23 protein-coding genes are annotated in these 23286 nt (G+C 33.4%); 2 read left to right on the top strand and 21 right to left on the bottom strand.

Annotation, left to right across the window (positions count from 1 at the left end):
* The first annotated feature begins 16 nt into the window (after positions 1-16).
* Both ABD077_RS22840 and ABD077_RS22835 read left to right on the top strand, forming a co-directional pair.
* Complete coding sequence (locus ABD077_RS22840; protein ID WP_343914526.1) at positions 17-787, top strand: hypothetical protein; 771 nt, start codon at positions 17-19, stop codon at positions 785-787.
* Positions 788-853: 66 nt separating this feature from the next.
* On the top strand, positions 854-1537 hold the full coding sequence (locus ABD077_RS22835; protein ID WP_343914525.1) for a VOC family protein: 684 nt from the start codon (positions 854-856) through the stop codon (positions 1535-1537).
* A gap of 21 nt (positions 1538-1558) precedes the next feature.
* Here the strand turns inward: ABD077_RS22835 and ABD077_RS22830 are convergent, their stop codons facing one another.
* The 21 genes from ABD077_RS22830 to ABD077_RS22730 all read right to left on the bottom strand — a co-directional run bounded on the left by ABD077_RS22830 (position 1559) and on the right by ABD077_RS22730 (position 23217).
* Entirely contained in the window at positions 1559-3184 is a 1626-nt protein-coding gene (locus tag ABD077_RS22830) for an amidohydrolase (RefSeq protein ID WP_343914524.1), read from the bottom strand.
* A gap of 154 nt (positions 3185-3338) precedes the next feature.
* Positions 3339-3821 carry a hypothetical protein gene (locus ABD077_RS22825; RefSeq protein ID WP_343914523.1) on the bottom strand — a complete coding sequence of 161 codons (483 nt, stop codon included), beginning with the start codon at positions 3819-3821 and terminating at the stop codon, positions 3339-3341.
* Between the two features lie 139 nt (positions 3822-3960).
* Entirely contained in the window at positions 3961-4311 is a 351-nt protein-coding gene (locus ABD077_RS22820; RefSeq protein WP_343914522.1) for a hypothetical protein, read from the bottom strand.
* On the bottom strand, positions 4304-6727 hold the full coding sequence (locus tag ABD077_RS22815) for a penicillin acylase family protein (RefSeq protein WP_343914521.1): 2424 nt from the start codon (positions 6725-6727) through the stop codon (positions 4304-4306). The genes ABD077_RS22820 and ABD077_RS22815 overlap by 8 nt, the downstream gene beginning before the upstream one ends.
* A 128-nt stretch (positions 6728-6855) precedes the next feature.
* Positions 6856-7470, bottom strand: a complete 615-nt coding sequence (locus ABD077_RS22810; protein ID WP_343914520.1) for a DUF6434 domain-containing protein — start codon at positions 7468-7470, stop codon at positions 6856-6858.
* 20 nt (positions 7471-7490) lie between these two features.
* A complete protein-coding gene (locus tag ABD077_RS22805; RefSeq protein ID WP_343914519.1) occupies positions 7491-8867 on the bottom strand; it encodes a S41 family peptidase in 1377 nt (458 codons plus the stop codon).
* A gap of 81 nt (positions 8868-8948) precedes the next feature.
* The gene (locus ABD077_RS22800; protein ID WP_343914518.1) at positions 8949-9878 is read right to left on the bottom strand and encodes a GlxA family transcriptional regulator; all 930 of its coding nucleotides are present in this window, start codon (positions 9876-9878) and stop codon (positions 8949-8951) included.
* A gap of 177 nt (positions 9879-10055) precedes the next feature.
* The gene (locus ABD077_RS22795; RefSeq protein ID WP_343914517.1) at positions 10056-10967 is read right to left on the bottom strand and encodes a helix-turn-helix domain-containing protein; all 912 of its coding nucleotides are present in this window, start codon (positions 10965-10967) and stop codon (positions 10056-10058) included.
* Between the two features lie 7 nt (positions 10968-10974).
* The gene (locus tag ABD077_RS22790) at positions 10975-11487 is read right to left on the bottom strand and encodes a hypothetical protein (protein ID WP_343914516.1); all 513 of its coding nucleotides are present in this window, start codon (positions 11485-11487) and stop codon (positions 10975-10977) included.
* Positions 11488-11497: 10 nt separating this feature from the next.
* Positions 11498-12448 carry an SDR family oxidoreductase gene (locus ABD077_RS22785; protein ID WP_343914515.1) on the bottom strand — a complete coding sequence of 317 codons (951 nt, stop codon included), beginning with the start codon at positions 12446-12448 and terminating at the stop codon, positions 11498-11500.
* A gap of 242 nt (positions 12449-12690) precedes the next feature.
* A complete protein-coding gene (locus ABD077_RS22780) occupies positions 12691-13263 on the bottom strand; it encodes a hypothetical protein (protein WP_343914514.1) in 573 nt (190 codons plus the stop codon).
* A 116-nt stretch (positions 13264-13379) separates the two neighbouring features.
* A complete protein-coding gene (locus ABD077_RS22775; RefSeq protein WP_343914513.1) occupies positions 13380-14018 on the bottom strand; it encodes an alpha/beta hydrolase in 639 nt (212 codons plus the stop codon).
* A 64-nt stretch (positions 14019-14082) separates the two neighbouring features.
* On the bottom strand, positions 14083-14526 hold the full coding sequence (locus tag ABD077_RS22770) for an acetyltransferase (RefSeq protein WP_343914512.1): 444 nt from the start codon (positions 14524-14526) through the stop codon (positions 14083-14085).
* Between the two features lie 65 nt (positions 14527-14591).
* On the bottom strand, positions 14592-15182 hold the full coding sequence (locus ABD077_RS22765; RefSeq protein ID WP_343914511.1) for a TlpA family protein disulfide reductase: 591 nt from the start codon (positions 15180-15182) through the stop codon (positions 14592-14594).
* Between the two features lie 150 nt (positions 15183-15332).
* Positions 15333-19553 (bottom strand): eCIS core domain-containing protein, encoded by a 4221-nt coding sequence (locus tag ABD077_RS22760; RefSeq protein ID WP_343914510.1) that lies wholly within the window; start codon positions 19551-19553, stop codon positions 15333-15335.
* Between the two features lie 212 nt (positions 19554-19765).
* Entirely contained in the window at positions 19766-20287 is a 522-nt protein-coding gene (locus ABD077_RS22755; protein WP_343914509.1) for a MepB family protein, read from the bottom strand.
* Positions 20277-20705, bottom strand: coding sequence for a hypothetical protein (locus ABD077_RS22750; RefSeq protein ID WP_343914508.1), 429 nt, complete (start codon positions 20703-20705; stop codon positions 20277-20279). Before ABD077_RS22750 ends, ABD077_RS22755 begins: the two co-directional genes overlap by 11 nt.
* Before the next feature lie 203 nt (positions 20706-20908).
* Positions 20909-21445, bottom strand: a complete 537-nt coding sequence (locus tag ABD077_RS22745) for an NADPH-dependent FMN reductase (protein ID WP_343914507.1) — start codon at positions 21443-21445, stop codon at positions 20909-20911.
* 5 nt (positions 21446-21450) lie between these two features.
* Positions 21451-21903, bottom strand: a complete 453-nt coding sequence (locus tag ABD077_RS22740) for a DoxX family protein (RefSeq protein WP_343914506.1) — start codon at positions 21901-21903, stop codon at positions 21451-21453.
* 22 nt (positions 21904-21925) lie between these two features.
* Complete coding sequence (locus tag ABD077_RS22735; protein ID WP_343914505.1) at positions 21926-22570, bottom strand: hypothetical protein; 645 nt, start codon at positions 22568-22570, stop codon at positions 21926-21928.
* 53 nt (positions 22571-22623) lie between these two features.
* Positions 22624-23217: a Crp/Fnr family transcriptional regulator gene (locus tag ABD077_RS22730; protein ID WP_343914504.1), complete on the bottom strand. Its 594-nt coding sequence runs from the start codon at positions 23215-23217 to the stop codon at positions 22624-22626.
* Positions 23218-23286 lie beyond the last annotated feature (69 nt).

Genomic DNA, 23286 nt, shown 5'->3' with positions numbered 1-23286 from the left:
TGGAAAATCAAATTTTATGCAAATTACAAAATTCTTAAGCATTCTTTTGTTTTTATCTTTTATTGTTGTCGGATGTTCTGATGACGATGAAAATACTTTTGTGCTTAATGGAGAAACCAGTAATACTCAAACATTAGGAACGTCCGCTAATGATCTCCTTAGTGACACTAATTTTAGAGGATTAACCGTAGAAATTATTTCTGTAGAAGGATTTGCTCCCACTACTACCGCAATAAATACATTTAGAAGCTTTTTGGAAGATCGATTACATAAACCTGATGGTATTACTATTAATCAACGTACTGTTCCTTCTTCTGGTTTAGCTCCTTTTGATATTAATGAAATAAGACAAATTGAAACCTTAGAAAGAACTGTGTTTAATGAAGGCGATGAGATTACAGTATATATTTATTTTGCAGATGGTATCAGCGAAATAGATAACGATTCTAAAGTAATATTAGGATCAGCTTATCTCAACACATCTATTGTAATATATGAAAAAACCCTTCGTGAACTAAGTCGTAATCCTCTTTCCCCTCTGTTATCTACAATAGAGGCTGCAACACTAAATCATGAATTTTCTCATTTACTAGGGTTAGTAAATATAGGAACTCCTTTACAATCTCCACACGAAGATAGCTTATCATTAGGACACTGTACTTCTGAAAATTGTTTAATGCGTGCAGCTGTTGAATTTGAAAGTGGAATGATGGATCTAATGGGAAATGGCGTACCAACGCTATGTCCAATATGTCGCGCAGACTTAAGAGCGAATGGAGGTAAATAACGCCCTGAAAGTTATTTATAATAAGAAAACGTCTTTTTAAAACAACATATCTCTAGTTAACATATAATGAAATTCAAAAAGCTAAAACTTTTCACTACACAACTATCTTCTGAATTAAAATTTTATACAGAAACTTTAGGTTTCGAATTGCTAAGTTCAGATGCTGCTTCGTTTACAGTTAAAATCGGATGGAGTGAACTAACTTTCGAAAAATCGGAAACAGCTTACACGTATCATTATTGCTTTCTCATTCCTGCGAATCATTTACAAACAGCGTTAGAATGGATGGAAAAAAGAACAGAAGTTATTGATATTGAAAATGGTAGAAAAACACAAAATTTCGAATCCTGGAACGCTGATTCCTTTTACTTCTATGATGCAAGTGGAAATATTGCTGAATTTATAGTTCGATATGATTTAAAGAATGATGATCAAACTACTTTCGACAATTCTAAGGTTTTAGGAATTAATGAAATGGGAATGCCTACCAATAATGTAAGGAAAGTAAATCAGCAATTAGAACGTGAGTTAAATACTGAATTTTGGAAAGGAGATATTGATAGATTTGGTACGAATGGTTCTCAGGAAGGAATCTTATTACTGCCAAACTATGAAGTGAAAGATATTTGGTTTCCTACGGATTTAAAAATAAAACCAAACCCTTTTGAAGCTGTTATTCAACATGGAACTAAAACTTCTCGATTATCTTACAAAAACGAAGAATTAAATATAACACCTTTCTCGTTATAGAAAAAGGTGTTACGTATTAATTTAGTATACTTTTTCTCCACCAACATATGTGGCTTGTACTTTGATATTAGGTATCCTGTCTTCTGCTACTTCCATGATATTCTCTTCTAGGATAACAAAGTCAGCAAATTTACCAGCAGTGATACTTCCTTTTTCATTTTCTTCAAAATTACTGTAAGCAGCCCAGATAGTCATTCCTTTTAAAGTTTCTTCTCTGGTTAACGCATCTTGTTTCTGGAATCCTCCTTCTGGATATTGCTTCAAATCTTTACGAGCTACGGCCGCGTAAAATGTATAAAAGGGACTTACATTTTCTACAGGATAATCAGTTCCTAATGCTAATTTACCTGTTTTATCCAATAACTGCTTATAGGCATATGCTCCTTTGATTCGTTCTTCTCCTAATCGTTCATCTGCCCAATACATATCACTCGTAGCATGAGTAGGTTGTACACTCATTACCAAGTTATCATTTAAAATTTCAAACTCTTCAGGTGCAACTACTTGTGCATGTTCTACACGCCATCTTCTATCCTTTTTATCCTTTAGCACATCATAGTAAGTATTCATTACCACGGCATTTGCAGAATCACCGATCGCATGTGTATTCATCTGAAAAGGAGATGCTGCTAATCTTTTGGCAAGATTCTTGAATTCTTCATTTCCTATGACCATTGCTCCATGGTGATCATGCTTATCAGAATATGGTTTTTTAAGTACAGCTCCTCTAGATCCTAAAGCTCCATCTGCATATACCTTAAAAGATGACACATTAAGCTTTTCTGTTTTATACACTCCTTTTTTCAAATAGTAATCCACATATTCAGGAACATTACTAACCATCGTATACATTCTGATCTTTAATTGTTCTGCTTTCTGTAAACTATCAATTACTGAAATAACTTGTGGACTTAATCCAGCATCGTCAACCGTGGTTAATCCATAACTAAAGTTAATTGCTTGTGCATCTTTTAATGCTGTTACTTGCTCTGCCACAGTTGGTTTAGGAAAGATAGCTTCTACCAATTCCATAGGATTATCAATTAACACTCCTGTTAACACTCCATCCTTCTTAATGATTTCTCCACCAGAAACCTTGGTATCTACTGTTATTTTTGCCAAATCCAACGCCGCTTGGTTTGCTAACATCGCATGACCATCTACACGTGTTAATGCCACAGGTGTTATAGGGAAAAGACTATCCAATTTTTCTTTAGTTGGAAATTCTTGTACCTCCCAGTCGTTTTGATCCCAACCTCTACCTGTAATGAAGGGTACATTTTTCTTTTCCTGAAAATCTATAATACGTTTTATCACATCTTCATAACTGGTGGTTCCTACCAAATCTACTTTTTGCTGCTGCATTCCTAATCCATAGAAATGGCAGTGTGCATCGATTAATCCTGGTAGCACAGTTTTACCTTTTGCATCAATAGAATCTGTAACAGTATATGTTTTACTTAATGCTTCTAAAGTTCCAATAGCTATAAACTTCCCGTCTTTTACTATAAAGGCTTCTGCTTTAGGCTGTGTTTCATCTACTGTATAGACATTGGCATTAAAAACGAGTAAATCTGCTGCTTCTTTAGGTTCTTCACAAGAAATAAAAAGAACTACACAAAGTGTACTTAGAAGTAATTTTTTCATAATGTTGAGTTTGAAATGTGCGAAAGACCAAAAATAAATATAAAAATGATCTTGTAAAGGTTTTATCGTTTTCTTAACTTTTGTTAGAAGATGAATAAGTTAGCTATATTAATTTTAATCAAATTATTTCTTTTTCCCCTCCTCTTAAAGCAACCTATTTTCTACTTACTTTCTGTATATTCTCTTCTATTAATTCAACTTTCTTATTCCAGTATATTTGCGCGTTTTGAGCATCATATTTAGGTTTTTTATGGGAACCGGTCTTTAACTCCTGTGGAATACGACTGAGAAAACTCCAATTTTGATTTTGATCTTTAGCAATCTCACTTTGTTCATCTGGATCTTCTTGTCGTTGTGCCCAAAAGTGTTGATGTGCTAAATACTGTTTTTTTATTTCTTCAAAATAATTCACCAAAGCTTTAGAATCATTTGGGATGTAACCAGGTCCATTACAACCACAAGAATGAAATGTAATTCCTACTTCATATAGTGTTAACATATGTTTCCAAGCTTTTATATCTGTTTTCTTTGGAGATTTAAAGTCTAGACCCATATTAGCCATTAAGTTACCACAATCGGGACATCTTGCCAACGATGCGTTCTCATCTTTTTGAGCACCTTTTCTAATATCTCTCAAAAGTCTTCTTTTAAATGTTTTTCTGCAGTTAAAACAAGCATAATGAGGTTTATAATTTGCCATAGAATATCTACACATGCTATGTTCTTATCTTTTAGTTTATCAAATACTTCTTACTATTTACTCAAAATCTTTATTCCTACTTCCTGAAGGTAACAATTTGCTTTCCAAAAATAGCGGTAATTCCTGCTGCCAATCCTCCCACAATTCCAGTAAGTAGAATGAGTATATAAGGATTCCCTCCAATTTGTAATAATTGAGCTATTTTTTTTGCTAAGGTAAAATCGTTGGTACTACTTAATATAAAACAATAAACTGCCCAAAACAGTAATATTGCTACAAAAGGAATAAAAAATACCGCTGCTTTTTTTAACGGAATACTTATAGCTGTAATACCAGCTGCAATCATTATAGACCACCATGGCAGAAAAAGGGATAATATGAATCCTAATATGATGGTAACTATAAAATTAATACTATTCTTATTCATGATTAACTGGTGTTAAAGTTTGTGTACCAATGATTGCATCTGTAACTTCATCAGATTGTAAAAAGTTAAGGCTGTAATAGTCTCCAGCTGCCCAATCATCGATAAAATTATCATAATACTGACTGCCAGGATTCCCGGATTGACCACCTGGATATATACCTAATGCTGTTGGTGGAGAAGTCATCTCTACAATCATTCTCCAGGAAGGTCCATGATCTTCGGAGGTAGCATTAACGATATTACGATCACCTCCTATTGGAATATCAAATCTTGAGAAGGCTGGCAAGCTTTGTAACAAATGTCCTGCATAAGTGCCCTTATAGTTTACCCAAGTGTAATCACCCTCTTTGTCTTTTATTTCTTTTAAACGTTTGGCAGCTTCTTTAAAAGCTAATAGAAACAAATCTTTGGATGATTCTGTCTTATCTTTTGTTTCTACAATATCCATGAACTCATGATTCCCACAATTCTTTAATAAATAAATGGTCTGATAGGTGTATGGCGAAGTCAATGCCATATCCTCCACATCCAACTCGTCCCAAAGCATATTGTATAATTTCCCATACCACTGTCTCCAAATACTTGGACCAACTTCGTCGATATCATTATTAAAGTTCCAAGCCTCTATTTCTTTATATATTACTTTTTCCTCTTCGGATAGAGATGAGGTCTCCATATGTTCCAGCATATATGGAACTAATTCTGCAGCTTTCAAATTGTAATTATTATTATGTAAGTCTTTAAAATCCTGTACACTAAACTTCTCTTTAGAATTAAAAAAGTCATTAATCACTCGATTTCTATAGGTTTCATATCCATCATTAAAGACATAATAAGGATAGTTTTCATCTACAGGATGTTGGTTGGCAGAACTCACAAAACCACGTTCTGGGTTTTTGGTATGCGCATTGAATTTCTGTGGTATAAAGGATTGCCAGTCATTTTCCGGATTACTTCCATCCATCAAAAATTTTCCTTGTCCTTCCCACTTATTTGCGAACTTTCCTTGAATCCATAAAGCAATATCTCCTTCAGTTGATGCAAATACAAAGTTCTGCGCTGGTGCATTCCAATATTGTAAAGCGTTGACATAATCATCATAATTCTTTGCTTTATTAAGCTCGATAAAAGTCTTCTGATTATTACTTCCGTCATGGGCAATCCAACGCATCGCATAGCCAGAACGTTGATTTTCTGACTTAAAGTTTTTATCATATACCACAGGACCATGATGCGTATAAAGCACTGTGTCTTTATAACTTTCCTGTCCTCTTATTTTAATCTCCTCTACTCTTATGATAACATCTTTCCATTGGTTATCATATTTATATTTCGAACGGTCTTCATTAAATGCTATTTTATACCAATCAATAACATCTCTAGTGGCATTTGTTTCTCCCCAAGCGATATATTGATTAAATCCAGAGATAACACCCAATGCTCCTGGAATAGTGGCTCCAAATGCATTGTGATCCGGTGTACTTAATTGCATTACGAACCATATAGATGGTAACTTGAGACCTAAGTGCGGATCATTGGCCAGTATTGGATTACCCGTTACTGATCTTGCTCCAGAAACTGCCCAATTATTACTTCCGTTATCTGGATGAGGTTTTTCTATAGTTTCTACAATTGTATCCAATACTACCTTGCTAGCAGGTAAAGGAGTTTGTAGTACATCTATAAAGCTCCAGTCCGTCTCTTTAGGAATTACCGGATCTGTGATATCGAAAAAGTCTGGAAATAGTAACTCAAAGTTTTCCTTTCCTACGAGTCTCAGTACGTTAGTATATTCTAGATCATCATCATAACCTGCTAACATCTTAGTCATATACATCAAAAGCAAGGCTGTTTTTTTAGGAGTCCATGCTTCTGGTTTGTAATCCAACAATTTATATTCTACTGGATATTCATCGGGATTAAGTTGATCGATATAAGCATTTACTCCATCTGAGTAATTCTGGATAAAGCTTAAGGTCTCTGAATCATATTTTTCTAGATACTCCATCACTTGTTCTGCTCCATAAACCATTCCACGCCTTCGTTCTGATCTATCGTAATCCAAGGCTCTTTCTCCAAAGAGTTCTGATATTCGTCCAGCGGCTGCATGGGTTTGAAACTCTAATTGCCACAACCGATGTTTTGCAGTAATATAGCCTTGGGCTTTGTACAAATCTGCTTCGTTTTGAGCAAATACATGAGGAATCATCAGTTCATCATAATGTACTGTTACTTCATCTTTTAATCCAGGAATAGAAATATCACCTGTTATAGTTTCATTAGTTTCGTTTTGCCAAATTCCAGATACAGGATTTAAAAACTTGCCCAAAGGCGGAATGTTACCAATTTGTGTATTTAAAACGTAAAAAATTCCAATGGTGAGTCCAAAGGAAATGAGAAGTTTAAAGTATTTCATTAAGTGTATCGTTATGAGTACTTAAAAATACCAAATATTATTGTAACCTAATTAGCATTAGTTTTATGGTAATATCTAACCCTAAAAATCAAATTGAAAAGTTTTTAATTATGAATCTAAGAAAAGTACTATTCAATAAAATCATTCTCATTAAGATTCAAATCAGAACGTTCATATCTAACAAATCCATCTTTTGTAGGCATTTGTTTTTTTAGATTCCAATACTTCTTTGCATCTTTTAAGGTTTTTCCCTGATTTTCCTCTAAAAAATCCCTTGTATACTGAGCAAGCATATTATTATCCGCAATTTTTCTTTTAAAATTCGGGATTTCTTTTCGCATTTCTAACTCATTCCATTTTTCAATGGCTTCAAATAGCGTTTTTCCTTCATTAGCTCTAACCCATTCCATAAAATCTCCATGACAAACAAATTTATTTCCTATTTGTTTTTTCATAAAGCCTCTAAAATTTGAACCAAAAGATACGTTATCAGTAATTTTTGTTTCGAGAGTTAGTCCTGCTTTTGCCCAATTAAATTTTGATGTAGCTTTTCTTTTCTTTTGTTCTGGTTTTAGTTTCCCTCCATTATCCAAGGCAAACATAATTCTATCCCGTAGATCAAATTTTCTGCCATGAGCTGGTAATCCCGAACGCTTACAAATATCCACCATTTCTTCTTTTAACCAGTACCACTGATTAAATTCTTCTCCTGTTGTTATATTCTCAAAATTAGGTCTTCCCATGAACTACTATATTTATTCTTTTAGTACTTTAATCTCTGGAGTGGTATATTTACTTCCATTTTTGAATTTGGAAGTATTAAGTTTATATAATTTCCCGCACAATAATGATATAAACTACCTCCTATTTCTTTTCCTGTTATCTTTATTTCTCTATTATTTTGTAAAATAGATACAACATCTGTACTTACTGAAAGTGTATATTTATCAACAAGCAATTCTATATTACCAGAATAATATTCCGCATTCGGCTGTATTTCTGGTAACAAGTTTTCTTTAAAAAAATATTCTTCATTGACTTTATTTATTAATTTTTTAGAATCATCGGACTCATAGAAATTAACTAACTCTTTGTTAGAGATATACTGTTTTGTTGGAAACTTGTCGGACGCTATCTTTATCTCACTATAATATTTGAATGGTTTATTAATTAAATAACTCAATAGAATCGCTGCAGGTCCACTTTTACCTCCTTTATTTCCTGTCAAATCAATTACTAAGTTATTTACATTCCTATGAATAACATTTTTCATCGCGTCTGATAAAAACTTTCCAAGTTTTGAGTTTTTAGACATTTTAGCTAAATCATTATTAAATGATGAAGCAGATTCATCTTCCCAAGAAGGTATTTTAATCACAGCAGTATCATTATTGAACAAAAGGGATGGTGAACTTTTTTTAGGCCTTAACCCCTTATTAAAAAAGGACTTTCCACGTATATTTTTTGTTTCTCCATCAATGAAAATAATATTAAAAACTGAAGATTTATCCATAAAAGTAAAGAATCTTAAAGGAAATTCCATCTCTATAAAAGCGTTCTTATAAGAAAGTTTATTTGCATCACTATTTGAGTATTTTTGAAGCTGCTTTAGAATCTCATCTTCGGAATTTCCATTCATAGATTTAATTCTCTTCCCATTAATCCAGATTTCGTTATTGTTTATCTCTGGAATAACTGGAAATAACAACTCTTCTTGTAAAATATTGTCGTAGTACGGATGCATTACATAAGTATGTGCATCTCCGACTACAGAGATATTTTGACTAAATATCTTGTAAGCTTCTAAAACATTACTATCAGATTCAATAGATTCAATAAGATTACTATTTGTCTTCTCATAGTCTTTCTCACTTTGATAATCATAAATACCAGGATGATTGTTTTTTAGCGTTGATGTCAAGATATTAAGATCTTCCACAATTTCTTCTTTGGACAATTTCTTATTGTAGGATCCTTTTTGTAAAAGTTTCATTCCACAAGTAGCACAAGAACCACCTTTGGAAAAAGTTTCTAGATCACAAGATAAGTTGCAGGGAACACATACAAACTCTTTTTTTTCTTGCATATAACCCAAAAAACATATAAAAATCAATGAAAATAAAATTATTTTTTTAATCATTACCTAGAAGTTTAATTGTATCAAACAAACTTCTATAAATTTCAATAATTAAAAAGGACATTATAGTTCATTATAAGGACATCATTCTTGATATTTTTTAAGTAACATTCGAACTTGATTGGTACTCTTTAAACCACATTCCAAAGCTACTTGCTCTAATTTCATTCCTTTGGAAAGTAGATTATTTATTCTTTCATATCTAACAAGATTAATATAATCTCCTACAGTTATTTGAGTAACTTTTTTAAATTTTCGCGATACATTTCGTTTACTCATATTAACTTCATCCGCGATATCATCTAATGTGATTCTCTTATTAATATTGTTAACGATATAATCTTGAATCTTATGAATACTATTATCAATATGATCTCGGTATTTCAAAAAATTACTAATCTGTGGATCATTGCCAGCTCTCCTAAAATAATAAACTATCTCTTTTGACACCTTCAGAGCCAAATTGTAACCATATAATTTCTCTAATATATAGAGCGCTAAATCAATTCCTGAAGAAACTCCTGCGCTCATGTAAAGATTCTCTTCGATTACAAAAAGATTATTTTTTTGGACAATTGTTTTTGGATGTTTTTGTTCTAAAAGTTGTAAATATCTCCAATGTGTAGTACTTTTTTTTCCATTGAGTAATCCTAAAGTGGCCAACCAAAATACGCCAACACAAATAGAACAGATGTTTACTTTCTCCTTATTCCATTTATTAATTAAGGGTAAAAAACTTTTATTTGTATTAACGATCTGTATAATATCTTCGCTACCAGGTATAAAAACAAAATCATTAGCATTCAGATTTAATTCTTCAATTTCCAATAAATTACAAAAAGATAATCCAACACTACTTTTAACCTTTTCTGATGATCTAAAGCCTGCAAATAAAACTTCTAAAGAAGCGCCTTCTTTTTCTGCTTCATAAAATACATGGGCTGGCCCACTTAAATCTAATAAATGAACTTTTTCTGGCACAAAAAAGACTATTCGGTTAACTACAGACATCATTCAATAATACTTTTTCCCTTTTCTACGTGTAGAAGTTTTTTTAAATCTAATTAATTATAAAAACAGAAAAAAATATATTGTAACTATTACTCAAAAATGAAGCGTTTAAATATAAAATTAACACTATACTTTAGTATTCTTTTGATCTATATTAGTCCTAATATTATCATCATTTTTTTAATTCATTCTATATTTTTCTCTGTAAGCCGACGGACTCATGCCTTCTTTCTTTTTAAATACTCTTGAAAAATATTGTGGATATTCAAATCCCAAATCATAAGCTACTTCAGAGATACTTTTATTCGGTTTCAATAAAATATTTTTCGCTTCATCAATAAGATATAATTGTAGATGCTCTGTGGTAGTTTTACCCGTTTCTTTTTTTAAGGTATCACTAAGGTAACGTTGAGAAATGGACAATTTTTGTGCTATTTGCTCGATACTTGGAATTCCTTCTTCCTGTAATCGCCCAGATTCAAAATATGCTGTCAACTGATCATTAAATTGTTCTAATAGATTATTCGACAGCTCCTTTCTATGAATAAATTGTCGCTCGTAGAAACGATTAGCATATTTCAAAAGAGTATTTAATTGTGAAATGATGATTTCTTTACTAAACTCATCCTGATTATTATGATATTCGGTTTCTATATTCTCGACTATGGATTCTATGAGTTTTTCTTCTTTTGGAGAAAGGTGTAATGCTTCATTTACAGAATATGAAAAGAAACCATATTTTTTTATTTGCTGTACTAATTCTGTTCCTTTGATAAAATCTTCATGAAAATTTATCGAAAAACCTTTTTGTTCGAAAACTACACTACTATCCCATTGTAAAACTTGTCTGGGCGCTAAGCAGATTAATGCTCCATTGGTGAAATCATATTTTGTTCGTCCGTAGTTTAAATCTCCTTTTACAATTTTCTTTAAACTGATCGTATAACACTCGTTTGTAATGGGAGCAGAACTTTTCCTCGGGCATGGGAGAAAACTTTCTTCATCGGCAAACAATACGCTCAGCATCGGATGTTCTGGACGTGGAAGTTCCATATACTCTAAATACTCCGCAAGTGTTTTAAAATGTTGCATCCCAGTTTTAATTTTTTAGTTCTTTTTCGGCCTGTAGTAATTGTTGGTGATATGCTTCAATTCTGACATTGGCGTTACTATCGATAAGTACCACCACAGCTAATAATGCGATTGCGACCATACTTCCCACTCTCCAACCTGGTTTATCGATAAAAATAATCAACAAAGCAGCAACAATACTCATTATTGGAATAACTTTGAAAACTATTAGTTGATACTCTTTCATGGTTTTCTCAGTTCTTGAAATTTCTGATTGCACAAAGGTAAAAGCGTCATTTTCATAGGCATCTGGAAAATTAGCAATCCTAGACTTATTAGAATATACGAGTCCAAATCCAATAATTAAAAGCAATGTACCAGCTATCAACGTTGGTATAATAAAAGCTTTTGAGAATTCGGTTTTTCCTAATTGCCAGAAACCAATGGTAGCACATAAAAATATCACTCCGAATAGAATAAAAAATACTGATGAAAAAACTTCAGCTTTTGCCCAATTCATTGCTGCTTTCAAAATTTCCATATCTTTAAATTTAAAAATTCCACTTAAAATTAATTGCTTTTTCTGAGACTTCCCATAGCTTGTCAGCCACTACTTTATCTTTTGCGTGAGGTTCTAGATTACATGCTCCAACGGGACCTGTCCAATAACCTCTTCCAGTAGGGCCATAAAAACCACTTTGATCTAAATCAGGTTCTGTAGCACACATCAATTGCGGATAGGCGCCTCTTTCTGCAGATTGTACAAATGGTGAAAGCTTCATCAATTGCCAAATAAATCTTGTCATGAGACCTCCACTTGTTTTTATGAGTGAAGTTCTAGAAGCACCTGGATGACAAGCATATGATTTAACATCTGTTTTCCCAGCTTCTTTTAGTCGATCTTGTAATTCATACACACACATAATCTGCGCCAATTTACTCTGACTATATACGCTATTAGGACTGTAATTTTTATCCCAATTCATATCATCAAATTGTATGGTTTTAATACCCATATTATATCCCATACTACCCACAACAACAATACGACCTTTCGATTCTTCTATTCTCGGGTATAAAAGGGCTTGTAGCAAAAAGTTTCCATAATGATTCACTCCCAATTGACTTTCGAAACCATCAACGGTCAGCTTTTGTTGTGGTACCTGAGCAATGGCTGCATTACAAAGTAAAGCATCAATACGCGGAACTGTATTTAATACTTCTGCTGCTGCATCCTTTACAGAAGCTTGTTCTACCAAATCCATGCGGATATTTATTACATCTATATGACTTCCTAATGCTGTCTTTAATGTTGAAATGGTATCTTCTGATTTTTTAGGATTTCGATTAAGCATCACTACTTTCGCTCCTTTTGACAACAATATTTTCGCCGCTTCAAAACCAGTACCACTTGTAGTACCCGTGATTACATATGTTCGTCCGCTTACATCTTTAATCCTATTAGGAGTCCACCCTTTTTTACCAAACTCTTCTGTACTCATTTTTTTAATATTTTATTAAAAGAATACTGCAAAGTTAAGTGCCACAGCATGTTACTTTCGTATACAAAATTTCGAATCTTGTATATTTTTTAGACATAGGAATAATTGAATCCTATAACACTTTGAATAAAATGTTACATTTTCCATTATTTAAAGCAGATGAACAAATTCTTGTTATAGAAAAAACCGAAATGTTTATGAACATCTCGGTTTTTATAAATATTTGTATTACTAATGATTTATTATTGATTAAGATAATTTGCTACTTCTTCGTAGCTATTAATATCAATCCCTTTATCCCATAATTGCTGTACTTTCATCTCTCTAGTAGAAGCACTTCGCGCAGTCGCATCACTTGTTGGAATAATGAAATAACGAACTTTTGAAATACTAGCATTTAATGGACCGGTAGTGGAAAGAGCATAAATGGTAACCAAATCTGGTTCATAGGTATAGGTGATTACTTCTTCATTACCACTATCAAATGGAAATGCATACGTCATAGGATACCAAACATTATCACCAAAAAGTTGGAAATAAACTAAAACTAAAGCATCGTCAATAACTGCTTCTGTTAATGAAGTTTCTGTAATTTCTACAAAATTTGCTTCCTGACCCAAGTAAGATCCTGATGTCCATGAAGGAAAAGGATCTACTGTTACACCTATTACATTTGCATTTCCGTCTTGTCCAGGTTCTCCTTGTATTCCTTGTTCCCCGTTTAATCCGTCCATACCATCTTCTCCTTCACAAGAAACAAACAGTGATAAAGAGATTATAAACGAAAAATAAAATAGCTTTTTTAAAGTTTTCATAATTTAATATTTAAAAGTGTTTTCCTATTAATCTTTCTACTTTTAAAAAGGTTAACATAAAAAAGAATCTTTTTTATAAATTATGATTTTAATACTCTTACAAGTGATTGCTTATTTCATTTATAATTTCCTTTTGCCCATTGAATCGTAGGGGCTATCCATTCTTGTAAAGGTTTGAATAAAAATCCATGCCCCATTCCTGTATTTAATTCAATTTCCTTAAAATTCTTGATCGTACAGGTGGAGTTTTCTTTTCGTCTACTTGCAGAAACACCAAAAGAATCCGACTTTTCGTAAATAGTTAAAATATTTCCGCAATAATTAATTTCTGGTATTTGCTCGATATCACTATCCCGAAAACTTGCTACAAATACAAAGTTCAGGTCTTGATTATTGGCTAGAGTAGACACATATTGTGCAATATAACCACCTTTGGAAGTACCAACAACTGTTATTTTATCAGGTGCTACTCCATTTTGTAGTAAACTATCGATTTGATTAACGACTCCAATCGCATACGTACGTGCATTTACATTTCCGTTTCTTTGTTCGCTGATCACTTTGAATCCGCTCCTTTTGAAGGTGTCTAAAATCTCTTTATACGCTACCTTTCCATATTGTGGATGAGATTCTTGTAATGTATGCTCTTCTAAAAAACGATTATGTAGAAAGAATACAATACGATCATCTTTTTGTGCTTCACAAGCATAAAACATAACACAAAATAGTATTCCTAAGAATCGATTTGTTTTCATAAATTTCTATGTATAACTGAGCAAGTATTAACAATATTGAAACTCAATAAATACATTTTTTTATCTACTTTTTTAATTCCATATGAAGTATCGGATATGGTTTTCCGGTAGCATCCAACTCTGAACGATTTATCACCTCAAATCCTTGATGTTTATAAAATCCAACAGCTTGCTCATTTTGTTCATTTACATCAACTTTAATTACTTCCATTTGATCAATGGAATATTCTAACAATGTTTTCCCTATTTTCTTACCGCGATAATCGGGATCAATAAACAACATTTCTAAATTCTGTTCTGCTACTCCCAGAAAACCAACTATTTTCTTATTCTCGTTTCGTACACATCTTAACGTTACTGCATCCAAATATGTATTTAAGATCAGTGGTTTAAAATATGCTATATCTTCTTCTTTTAAAAAGTGATGTGTTGCTCTTACCGATGATTCCCACACCTCTACTACTTCTTGATATTCGGATTTGTTAATAGTATCTATATTATATTTCATTTTGTTACAATTTGAATATGAATTGATCCACAATTAGGATCGACACATTAATCATGTATTTTTTACTATAAATATTTTTTAATTTCAGTTTCAAAGGCTGGTTTGCTGGGTCTTAAATCGGCATTACTCAGGATCTTGCCTCCGGGAGATATGATCACATATTTAGGTAAACTGATTCCAACTACTTCTTCTCCTTTCATGTTAAATTTTGAGTAAATTAAATACGCGAATGAATCTTTGTTAAATCTACCATACCAGTAATTATTTCCTTCCCAATTATTTTCTGTAACATACTCTTTCCAATTGGAGAAATTACTATCAATGGATATAGAGATAAATGTTACATTTTCATTTTTATACTTCTTTGCAATCTCTTTAAACATCGGAGCTTCTTTTATACAAGGAGAACACCAAGTCGCCCAAAAATCAATTACTAATAATTTCCCTCTAAATGTATCTGTTCCAATAAAGGTACTATCTATTGTGGTGATTGTGGCACTACCAACCTGCTTACCTTCCGCGGCCATCGCTAGTTTTTGCTCTTCAGTTATAGTTGCTATTTCATTTTGCTCTGTTTCTGTCTTCCTTATATCTGTAGTATTGTTGCAGCTAAAAGATACTAATACAACAAGTAAAAATGCCAATATAGTCTTCATATCTATGATTTGATTTAATATAGGTATCATAACTAGACAAAATGTTACCGAAGGTTATTTATTTTCTCTGAATATACTTATAAAATCATAAATCACATAAAATGGAACATACCAAAATCATCTTATATATTATTGGGTATAAAGTCTTCGCTACCCTCTTCTTAACTTGCCTAGCGCTTGCTCCACTTGATACTGTAATAATAATGCTGCTTGAGTTCTACTGGAGAATCGAACAGAAATATACGATTTTACTTTTTCAAGCAAGTTTTCAAGTATTGGCATCTGTATCTCTTTAGATTTAGTACGCACTTGATCATAGGCTTTTAAAGCATCATCCACTTCCTTAACACGTTTTCTTTCATTTTCACCACCAAGCAAACCGGAAGTTGTTGAAATTTCAATAAACTTATCTTTTGTCATTACACTCGAAGACACCTCTACAGATAACGCATCAGCTCCCATTTTAGTTAGTTCAGAATTTAAGGCTTCAGATTCAATGTCAAGCGCTGTTAAACCTGTAATTCCCTCTTTTATAGTATCAGTTTTAGTTTTTTGGTTTTCAATATTTTCAACTTTATTACCTACACCGCTTTCTAGACCAACAACATCCAAACCTGATTCCACATCATTCATTAAACCAAGTATTTTGTTTAATTCAGCTTCATAATCATCAAGAATACCTCCTTTTTGGCGAATAAAATCTCTTTTCTCATCAAGTTTATTTTTGGAATCAAATTCAGAAAGCAATCCTTCAATATTAGGAGATTCATAGTGCTTTCTAAAGAATGTATCTTTTCGTAGAATGATTTTCATTAATTCATTCATACTTGTGTCGAATTCACGTTTAAGTTTTTGTTGCTTCGTTAGTAATTCAGAAGCTAATTTAGACACATCCACAGTAAGTTGTGTAATTAATTCTTTTCTCTTAACACCACTTCCGATGATACGCTCGTGTGTAGATAAGAGAAGTTCTTTAGCTTTTTCGCCTTCTACAATTTCAGAATCCACTGTTGGTCCTGTAACGGGGCTACCAAATTCACCTTTGTTTTTATCTTCAATTCTATCTCCTTCAGGTGAAGAACCAAATTGACCTGATTTAGACCATTCACCTAATGTCCAATCTTTAAATTTAACTTTAGTTAATTGTTTGTCATAGAATAAGAAGGCTTTGACTTTTAATTCTCCTCCAACTTCTGCGGTAACGATACTTTTTAACTCGTATAACATCTTTAGAGGATCGGTTTGTTCTAGTTTTCCATCGGTGTACTTTACCGCTCCCGAAAGGTCTGCTTTGGTATTTATTTTTAATCCTGCCTGTGCATAAAGATTAGCTTGTAAAGCGACTGCTAGTCTTGCGCCAAATTCTGCTCCAGCACTAATCTTTAAATTTAGTTGCCCTGCGATTCCTGGCTTTGCATTGAATTTGTAAGGCTTATCTTTTCCTTTTTCTCGTTGTATTTTGGAGTCAAAATCCAATGTTACTCCTCCATTTAGCTCCAATCCAAAATGTCCTGCGACACCGATGAAAATCGGGAAAGGAACACTCATAGAGAATGGCCATATTGGAGGCATATTCCCTGGAAAAGTGAAATCAGACTTGATCGTAATCGATCTGTCCTCTGGATCCACAGTAGCTTTAACACCAAATAAATTAATAGTAAAAGCTTTAAGTGCAGGTTGTACACTTCCTATAGAAAAGCCTTTTCCTTTATTAAAGTAAGCATCTTTAACCTTAAGTCCGGTATCAATATTAATAAAATCTAGTAATCCTGTGTCAAATGAAGGAAGCATTTTAGCGTATCCTGTACCTTCCTCTTTTGATTTAAAACTGATATCAGCTTCTTTTGCTCCCACTCGATCCTTATTAAACTCTGCCTCTTTAATTAACACATTAAATAGAGAGGTATTGATGTCTAATTGCGCTAATGTACCAGCAATTTCTTCTCTCGACATGGTGAGTTGAGCCGCTTTGGCTCCAAGTAAACTAGTGCCTCCATTTGGAGATACCTCAACATCTGATGTTAAGATTAGTTTGTAACCTCCTGCTTTAAGGATTTCCAAACTCATATTACTAAGGTGTACCTGATCTATTGGAGAAATTGTTTTCCCTGGCAACGCTAGCTGTAATGATTCAAAATCAAGACCTTCACTATTCCAAGTAAAGCTATTTACGGAACCTGAGATATTATATTTAGGAACAGATAAGGTAGCCTTGATAATTTCGATACCACCATTTTTCATAGCAGCCTTTTCTATCGTAATATCAAAGTCCTTGAACTTTACGGATCCTCTTGAAAATTCATATTTTCCGGCTTTTTTATCAATTTCAAGTCCTTTAAGGTTTAAGTTAACTCCTTTAATATTGGCATCAATTTCTGTTGCGCCACCCGAAATATTTTCTTCAATATTTTTCTCTGGATTCGAACCAGTATACGAAAGATGAGCTCCCTTAATATCAACAGTACTGCCCCAGAAATCCATTAAAAACTCCTCTAGGGTAAAGTCAAAATTGGTTAGTTTTTTATTGCTAACGGCAGCTACTGCTTTTACATTGGTTGCCGATAGTGTTTTCTTAAGGAGCTCTAGCTTTTCTATTTCGATATCTGTGCTTCCATTAAATGACTTATCGATTTCAAATTTTTTCAGCTTATAATTCCCTTCGTCATTTACTTTTTTCAGCGATAACGACTTAAAATGACCATCATTTAATTGTAGATCCATAGAACCGCTAATACTATGTCCAGCAATATTCACCGCTGCATCTGTACTTAAAGAAACAATCTTATTTTTAATAGTTCCTTTAGCACTAGTAAGTATGACAATACCATTTCCTACGATTAATTTGTCGATATTTAATCCAGCATTTTTCACTCCACTTTTTGTTACTTCGAGTGGAAAAATGTTTACAGGACCCAATGTGTTTCCTAATATTGTTTTGTCGGAGGAATTGATCACAATTGGCGAACCAGCTTTATATTTAAATTCCCCTGAAAAAGGAAAAAATAGCTGATCCATGGTTTTACCCTTTCTTTCTGGCAAGTTTTTATTAAAAAGATGAAGCTGTACAAAAAATTCGACTATTAAACCGGCATCCTTCTTTTCTGGTTCTTTGGTTGGAGTTTGACTCTCCTCAGGTTCCTGTTCTGGTGTTTTCGTATCGTATCCTAATTTTAGGTTATTGATCATGAGCGTTATTACCTGAAGATTTAGGTTGATCAATTTTTCGGTTTCAGTTTTACTGGGTGTTTCACTTTCAGAATCTTTTGATTCTGGAGTAGGTATCTCCGTTTCCGAAGACCCTGTTAAATATTGATATAACGAGGTAAGGGGTTGTGTAAAATAAAAAACTGCTGTTTTTGCTGCATTTACCCATCCTTCTACAGACTCTCGCACTTCTCCTTGGTCTCCTTTTACAATTAGATCTTGGAGACTTTGATATCTTCCAATAACCGGAGCGTTCGCTGTGAGCATTCCCATAACATATAGAATTCCTGTTTTTATGTTATCGGGAATAGTATCCCAAACAGCTAAAGCTGCTTTAGCAGCAATAATAACATAGTTTATTCCTGGAATGAGTTTAGACAATCCGGTCCATACAGAAACTTTACTTGCTATTAGTGTATCGCCAGCATGTAAGAGAGGCCCTATGATTGAAGTCCATTTGGCATTGGCCATTTCCTTAGCAAGAACACTTTTAATAAGTCCCCAAGCCATATTTGTTGTTATAGCTGCTGTAGATTCTATTTCTTCTAATTGCGCTGTTGATGAATAATATGATACACGCTGTATAGGATGAATTTGATACGAAGGTAAAAAGCTTTTCATTTGAGCGGCTTTGGCTCCCATAATATCCGCTTCTTTTTCTAAGCCTTCGTCATCATTAATATTTACTTTTCCTTTGAGTTGTTTTGTGGGTTGTACTCTACCCTGTTTTTGTTGCACAACATGCCAAGCTTCATGACCCAAATGTTTTTCTTGCCCTGGTCCTACATGAATGTTATTTCCCTGAGCATACGCATGCGCATTTAATTCGGCTGGTTTATTAGAATTGTAATGTACTTTTACATCATCCATAGAATGACCAGAGAGCTTTTCAATTCCTGATTTTAAATTATCAGGCAAACCAGTGTTGTTCCCTTTTTTCTGGACAGGTTGCTGTTGTTTAGTAGCATAATTATCAGCCATAGTTTGCAACTGAGCTGTATGCTTTACTTTTGGACTAGTATTAGCCATCGTTTGCAATTTCCGTTGTGCCGAAGCCTCTGGTTTATTATTTACAAACTGCAATGTAGATTCTCCACTGCTCTGTTCCTTAGCGCTAGAAGCTGTCACCGATGTATGTTCTTGTGTTTTATCAGCGTGAGTATTCATAGTATGCCCTTTTAGAATTTGATCAATTACCTGTACAGTAGGTATATATCTCCCACCAAAAATATTCTTGCTCCATTTTATTCCCCAATGCAAGAATCATCAAACCTCCTTTAAAGTAACGCAAATTTCCCCAGATAAAAAAACTAGATATGCTCTAATTGATCTCTAGAAATGTTTGATTGTCCTCGAACTATTTCGCGTAACCTTTAGATTTATTTGAAATGGTATAATTCGATTACTTTTTGTACATCGGTTTTATTGGTAATCTCATAGAAATAATGTAGTTGCCATTGCTGAGTTTTGATAGCTTGCTTGCTCTGTGGGTGATCCCAAATTGGATATACTCTAAAACCTCTTTTTCCATCTTTTGATTCAGTCGTTACTATTCCCCTGTTCACCAACTCTTGTTTTGGAAAAACAAACTGTCCTAATCTGTGTTTGTTGGTAACTTGTACGATATAAAAATCAAAAAGATCTGTGGCTTCATAAGGTGCAGTAATTCCTTCTTCATTTCGTTTCCAAAAGGTTACAAACTGCCCCACTTTTTTAGGAGTAATCTTTGCACTTCTACTAATTACTCGCTTTCCTTTTAGCAAGAAACTACAAGCATCATATTCAGTTCCTTCAGATTCAACACTAAGATCAGAAATTTCTAAATCACAATGCTCATAAACCATATTTTGTACAGCGAACAAATTTTTATTGAGTTCAGTTTTCTGCGTATTAGCTTCCAAATCGTGTCATGGTTATAAAAATTAGTAGCAAAGTCAATATACCAATGATCGTAGTAAAAAGGCCTACTTTTTTGGATTTAGTCCAACCAGATAAGGCTATCATAGTAGTAAGAGAAAAAAGTCCAATTATAAAGGTTACCATCCCCACTACTCTAGCAACTTGAAAATCGTTTAATGACACATCTTTAATATAGCCTCCTGGTGTGGTTGTCATTACAATATTTACCATAGCAAAAACACTCACTAAAAAACATCCCGCTGCCAGTGTTGCAGATTTTAAAATACGATTGGTGAGTTTATCATTTTTATCAGCAACTAATAGATTTGCTACCACGGTAATCGAAAAACCACTTAATAAAGAAGTAATTAATAGCGTTTGTTTTCCTAATTCATTCCAATATTCTAATGTCATTTCCATTTAATAAAGCCAATTCTAATGATTGTATCTGTATCTGAACACTCACTTTTATCTTGTGATCATCTTGAAAGTTCTTTTAAAGAAACACAAATTCCTACAAATAAAAAAACCAGTATGAATATCTACTGGTTTTGGGTTAGATTGATTGTACTTATTTACAGTTCGAAAGGTGTTGTCCTCAGCTTAGTATGGCACTTCAGTTTTCAAGCACTTAATTGCTGTTGAAAAAGAAGTATCTTCTGAGTCAATTCTTCTTTTAATTCATGATCAGCAATTTCATCTTCCAAAAAATTATCGTAGAAACTAGGCAATGAAAAATCCGCAGCAATATGAGCTCCTAGATATGGGAAATAGGTTTTTGCGGATTGCAAAACGGTTATACCACCTCGATCGCCAGGCGAAGTAGCCATTAACAACATGGGCTTTTCTCTCCATATCTTCATATGTACTCGAGACAACCAATCGATCACATTTTTAAATACTGCTGCATAAGCTCCATTATGTTCTGCAAGAGAAATAATAAAACCATCTGCCTGATTGATTAGTTCATCGAGTCTCTTAACCGCTGTAGGTATACCATTTTCTGCTTCGTAATCTACACCATATATAGGTAAGACATAATCGTTTAAATCGATGGAAATAAATTCTACTTCTTCTAAGAAACTGGTGGTATAGGACAGTAAACTCTTGTTGATAGATTTTTGACTATTGGTTCCTGCAATTGTGATTATTTTTTTCATGATTCTTATTTTTTAGAGATTAGATGATCTACGGACCATTTTCCGCTACCGTTTATTACAATACTTAATGCCAGACCAATGATTAGAAGTGAATACTCATACCCTTCGCCGGCTTGATTGCCAAACCAATTCATAAAAAAACCGTGTTCTAGTTGTGTTGTGGCAATAATACCTGTAAACATTCCTGCTAGCGCTAATGCCCAAAATCTACTGCAGATTCCCAGCAGTAATGAGATAGATCCAAAAAACTCAATCATGATTACAGAGCCAGCCACAATACTTGGCAACCCCATTTGGGTAGTTAAGGATTCCATAGTTGCCGAATATCCATAGCCTCCAAAAAGTCCTAATAGTTTTTGTGCACCATGCGGAAATATAACTACCCCTAATGTGAGTCGTGCGATGCAAAATCCAATATTTGGATCTGTTGTTAAAAGTTTGTTTACTAAATTTTTCATACTGTTTAAGATTTAAAATTGTTTATAAAGTTTTTCGATAATACATGCCAAAAGATGTTACTTCTTTCGGATTCGCCCCATACTGATCAAAGTCGAAACCGATACCAAACTGATGTCCTTTCCATGATACTCCAGCTCGTAATTGCTGATAGCTTCTGGAGTGTGTTTTAAATTTGTCCCAGATGGTTACAAACTGCCCGTTTAACCAAAGTGAGAGGTTATCATTTATAGGTGTATTGTATTGGAACTGTAGAAATGCTTCGGCATAGCTAGCATCTTTTTCCTCGGAATAGGCTATGGTAGGAATTGCCACGAATAAAAACCGCGAATTCTTGAGCGTAATATATGCCGATAAACGCTCAGAAAACCCAGCGAAGCTGTTGTAATATATCGATGGACCAATACCAACATTCTTATGGATATTCCAAAATAGTGTGGGCTGCACACCGATCTCATCAAAATCCTGGTTTTCTTCGTTATGAAACTTCTGGAAAAAGGCAAGTGTATTAATGCTTAGCGTTTTGCTTTCATTAATCGTATAACTGGAGTATATGGTAAAGTCTGTTTTATCAAATCCAGAAAACAGTTCGATTTGTGCGAATTGTGCTTGTAAATCACCTAAAAACCAAACTATTAAAAACGAAGTAATGATGCTTATTTTTTTCATGCTTCAAAATTCCGACAGGAATGCATGAAAAAAAATGAACTAGTTTAAGACTTTTACATTCGATTGACTTTCGAAATAATTTTACTCATAAATTCTGGAGTAATGCCAATATACGCCGCCAAGTCTTTTTGGGTAATCCTATTAATGATTTGTGGATATTTCTTCTTGAACTCTATATATCTTTCTTCAGCAGTTAAGGAGATACCATGATTAGAACGTCTTATATAACTTACTAGCGATCTTTGGTATAGGATACGATAAAACTTCTCGAACTTTGGAATTTCCTGAAATAACAATTCATAATTAGCTATAGAAATCCCTAATAATTCCGAATGCTCTGTAGCTTTAATAAAATAACGCGTAGGTTCTTTGGTCATAAAACTAGCCATATCACCTGTCCAAAAATCTTCTACGGCAAACATAGATATGTGAGGCACTCCATCTTCATCTAATGTATACACTTTTAAACATCCTTTGGTGATGAAATACTCATAGGTCGTAATATCACCAGCCTGCATCAAAAACTCTTTCTTTTTCACTTCTATTTCGGTAAGTAAAGAGAGGTATTTTTGCTTTTCCAGCTCAGTTAAATCAATAAACCTGGCTATATTATTAAGTATAAGTGTATGAGATTCTTTATATATCAAAGTGTGCTAAGTTTGAATGACTTCAATGTAAAGAATTAATTGATATATAACAAAGTTAAAAAAGCACCC

This window comes from Aquimarina litoralis (assembly GCF_039523995.1).
Taxonomy (GTDB): Bacteria; Bacteroidota; Bacteroidia; order Flavobacteriales; family Flavobacteriaceae; genus Aquimarina; species Aquimarina litoralis.
Note: the sequence above shows the minus strand (reverse complement) of the source record. Positions and strands in the feature narration are given on the sequence as shown.

Excerpts from the sequence above, each read along its gene's own strand:
- ABD077_RS22810 (WP_343914520.1), bottom strand. The coding sequence starts at position 7,470 with ATGGGAAGACCTAATTTTGAGAATATAACAACAGGAGAAGAATTTAAT.
- ABD077_RS22735 (WP_343914505.1), bottom strand. The coding sequence starts at position 22,570 with ATGAAAAAAATAAGCATCATTACTTCGTTTTTAATAGTTTGGTTTTTA.
- ABD077_RS22835 (WP_343914525.1), top strand. The coding sequence starts at position 854 with ATGAAATTCAAAAAGCTAAAACTTTTCACTACACAACTATCTTCTGAA.
- ABD077_RS22780 (WP_343914514.1), bottom strand. The coding sequence starts at position 13,263 with ATGAAAACTTTAAAAAAGCTATTTTATTTTTCGTTTATAATCTCTTTA.
- ABD077_RS22750 (WP_343914508.1), bottom strand. The coding sequence starts at position 20,705 with ATGGAAATGACATTAGAATATTGGAATGAATTAGGAAAACAAACGCTA.
- ABD077_RS22745 (WP_343914507.1), bottom strand. The coding sequence starts at position 21,445 with ATGAAAAAAATAATCACAATTGCAGGAACCAATAGTCAAAAATCTATC.
- ABD077_RS22765 (WP_343914511.1), bottom strand. The coding sequence starts at position 15,182 with ATGAAGACTATATTGGCATTTTTACTTGTTGTATTAGTATCTTTTAGC.
- ABD077_RS22805 (WP_343914519.1), bottom strand. The coding sequence starts at position 8,867 with ATGATTAAAAAAATAATTTTATTTTCATTGATTTTTATATGTTTTTTG.
- ABD077_RS22820 (WP_343914522.1), bottom strand. The coding sequence starts at position 4,311 with ATGAATAAGAATAGTATTAATTTTATAGTTACCATCATATTAGGATTC.
- ABD077_RS22775 (WP_343914513.1), bottom strand. The coding sequence starts at position 14,018 with ATGAAAACAAATCGATTCTTAGGAATACTATTTTGTGTTATGTTTTAT.
- ABD077_RS22770 (WP_343914512.1), bottom strand. The coding sequence starts at position 14,526 with ATGAAATATAATATAGATACTATTAACAAATCCGAATATCAAGAAGTA.
- ABD077_RS22760 (WP_343914510.1), bottom strand. The coding sequence starts at position 19,553 with ATGAATACTCACGCTGATAAAACACAAGAACATACATCGGTGACAGCT.
- ABD077_RS22785 (WP_343914515.1), bottom strand. The coding sequence starts at position 12,448 with ATGAGTACAGAAGAGTTTGGTAAAAAAGGGTGGACTCCTAATAGGATT.
- ABD077_RS22840 (WP_343914526.1), top strand. The coding sequence starts at position 17 with ATGCAAATTACAAAATTCTTAAGCATTCTTTTGTTTTTATCTTTTATT.
- ABD077_RS22740 (WP_343914506.1), bottom strand. The coding sequence starts at position 21,903 with ATGAAAAATTTAGTAAACAAACTTTTAACAACAGATCCAAATATTGGA.
- ABD077_RS22830 (WP_343914524.1), bottom strand. The coding sequence starts at position 3,184 with ATGAAAAAATTACTTCTAAGTACACTTTGTGTAGTTCTTTTTATTTCT.
- ABD077_RS22790 (WP_343914516.1), bottom strand. The coding sequence starts at position 11,487 with ATGGAAATTTTGAAAGCAGCAATGAATTGGGCAAAAGCTGAAGTTTTT.
- ABD077_RS22795 (WP_343914517.1), bottom strand. The coding sequence starts at position 10,967 with ATGCAACATTTTAAAACACTTGCGGAGTATTTAGAGTATATGGAACTT.
- ABD077_RS22815 (WP_343914521.1), bottom strand. The coding sequence starts at position 6,727 with ATGAAATACTTTAAACTTCTCATTTCCTTTGGACTCACCATTGGAATT.
- ABD077_RS22800 (WP_343914518.1), bottom strand. The coding sequence starts at position 9,878 with ATGATGTCTGTAGTTAACCGAATAGTCTTTTTTGTGCCAGAAAAAGTT.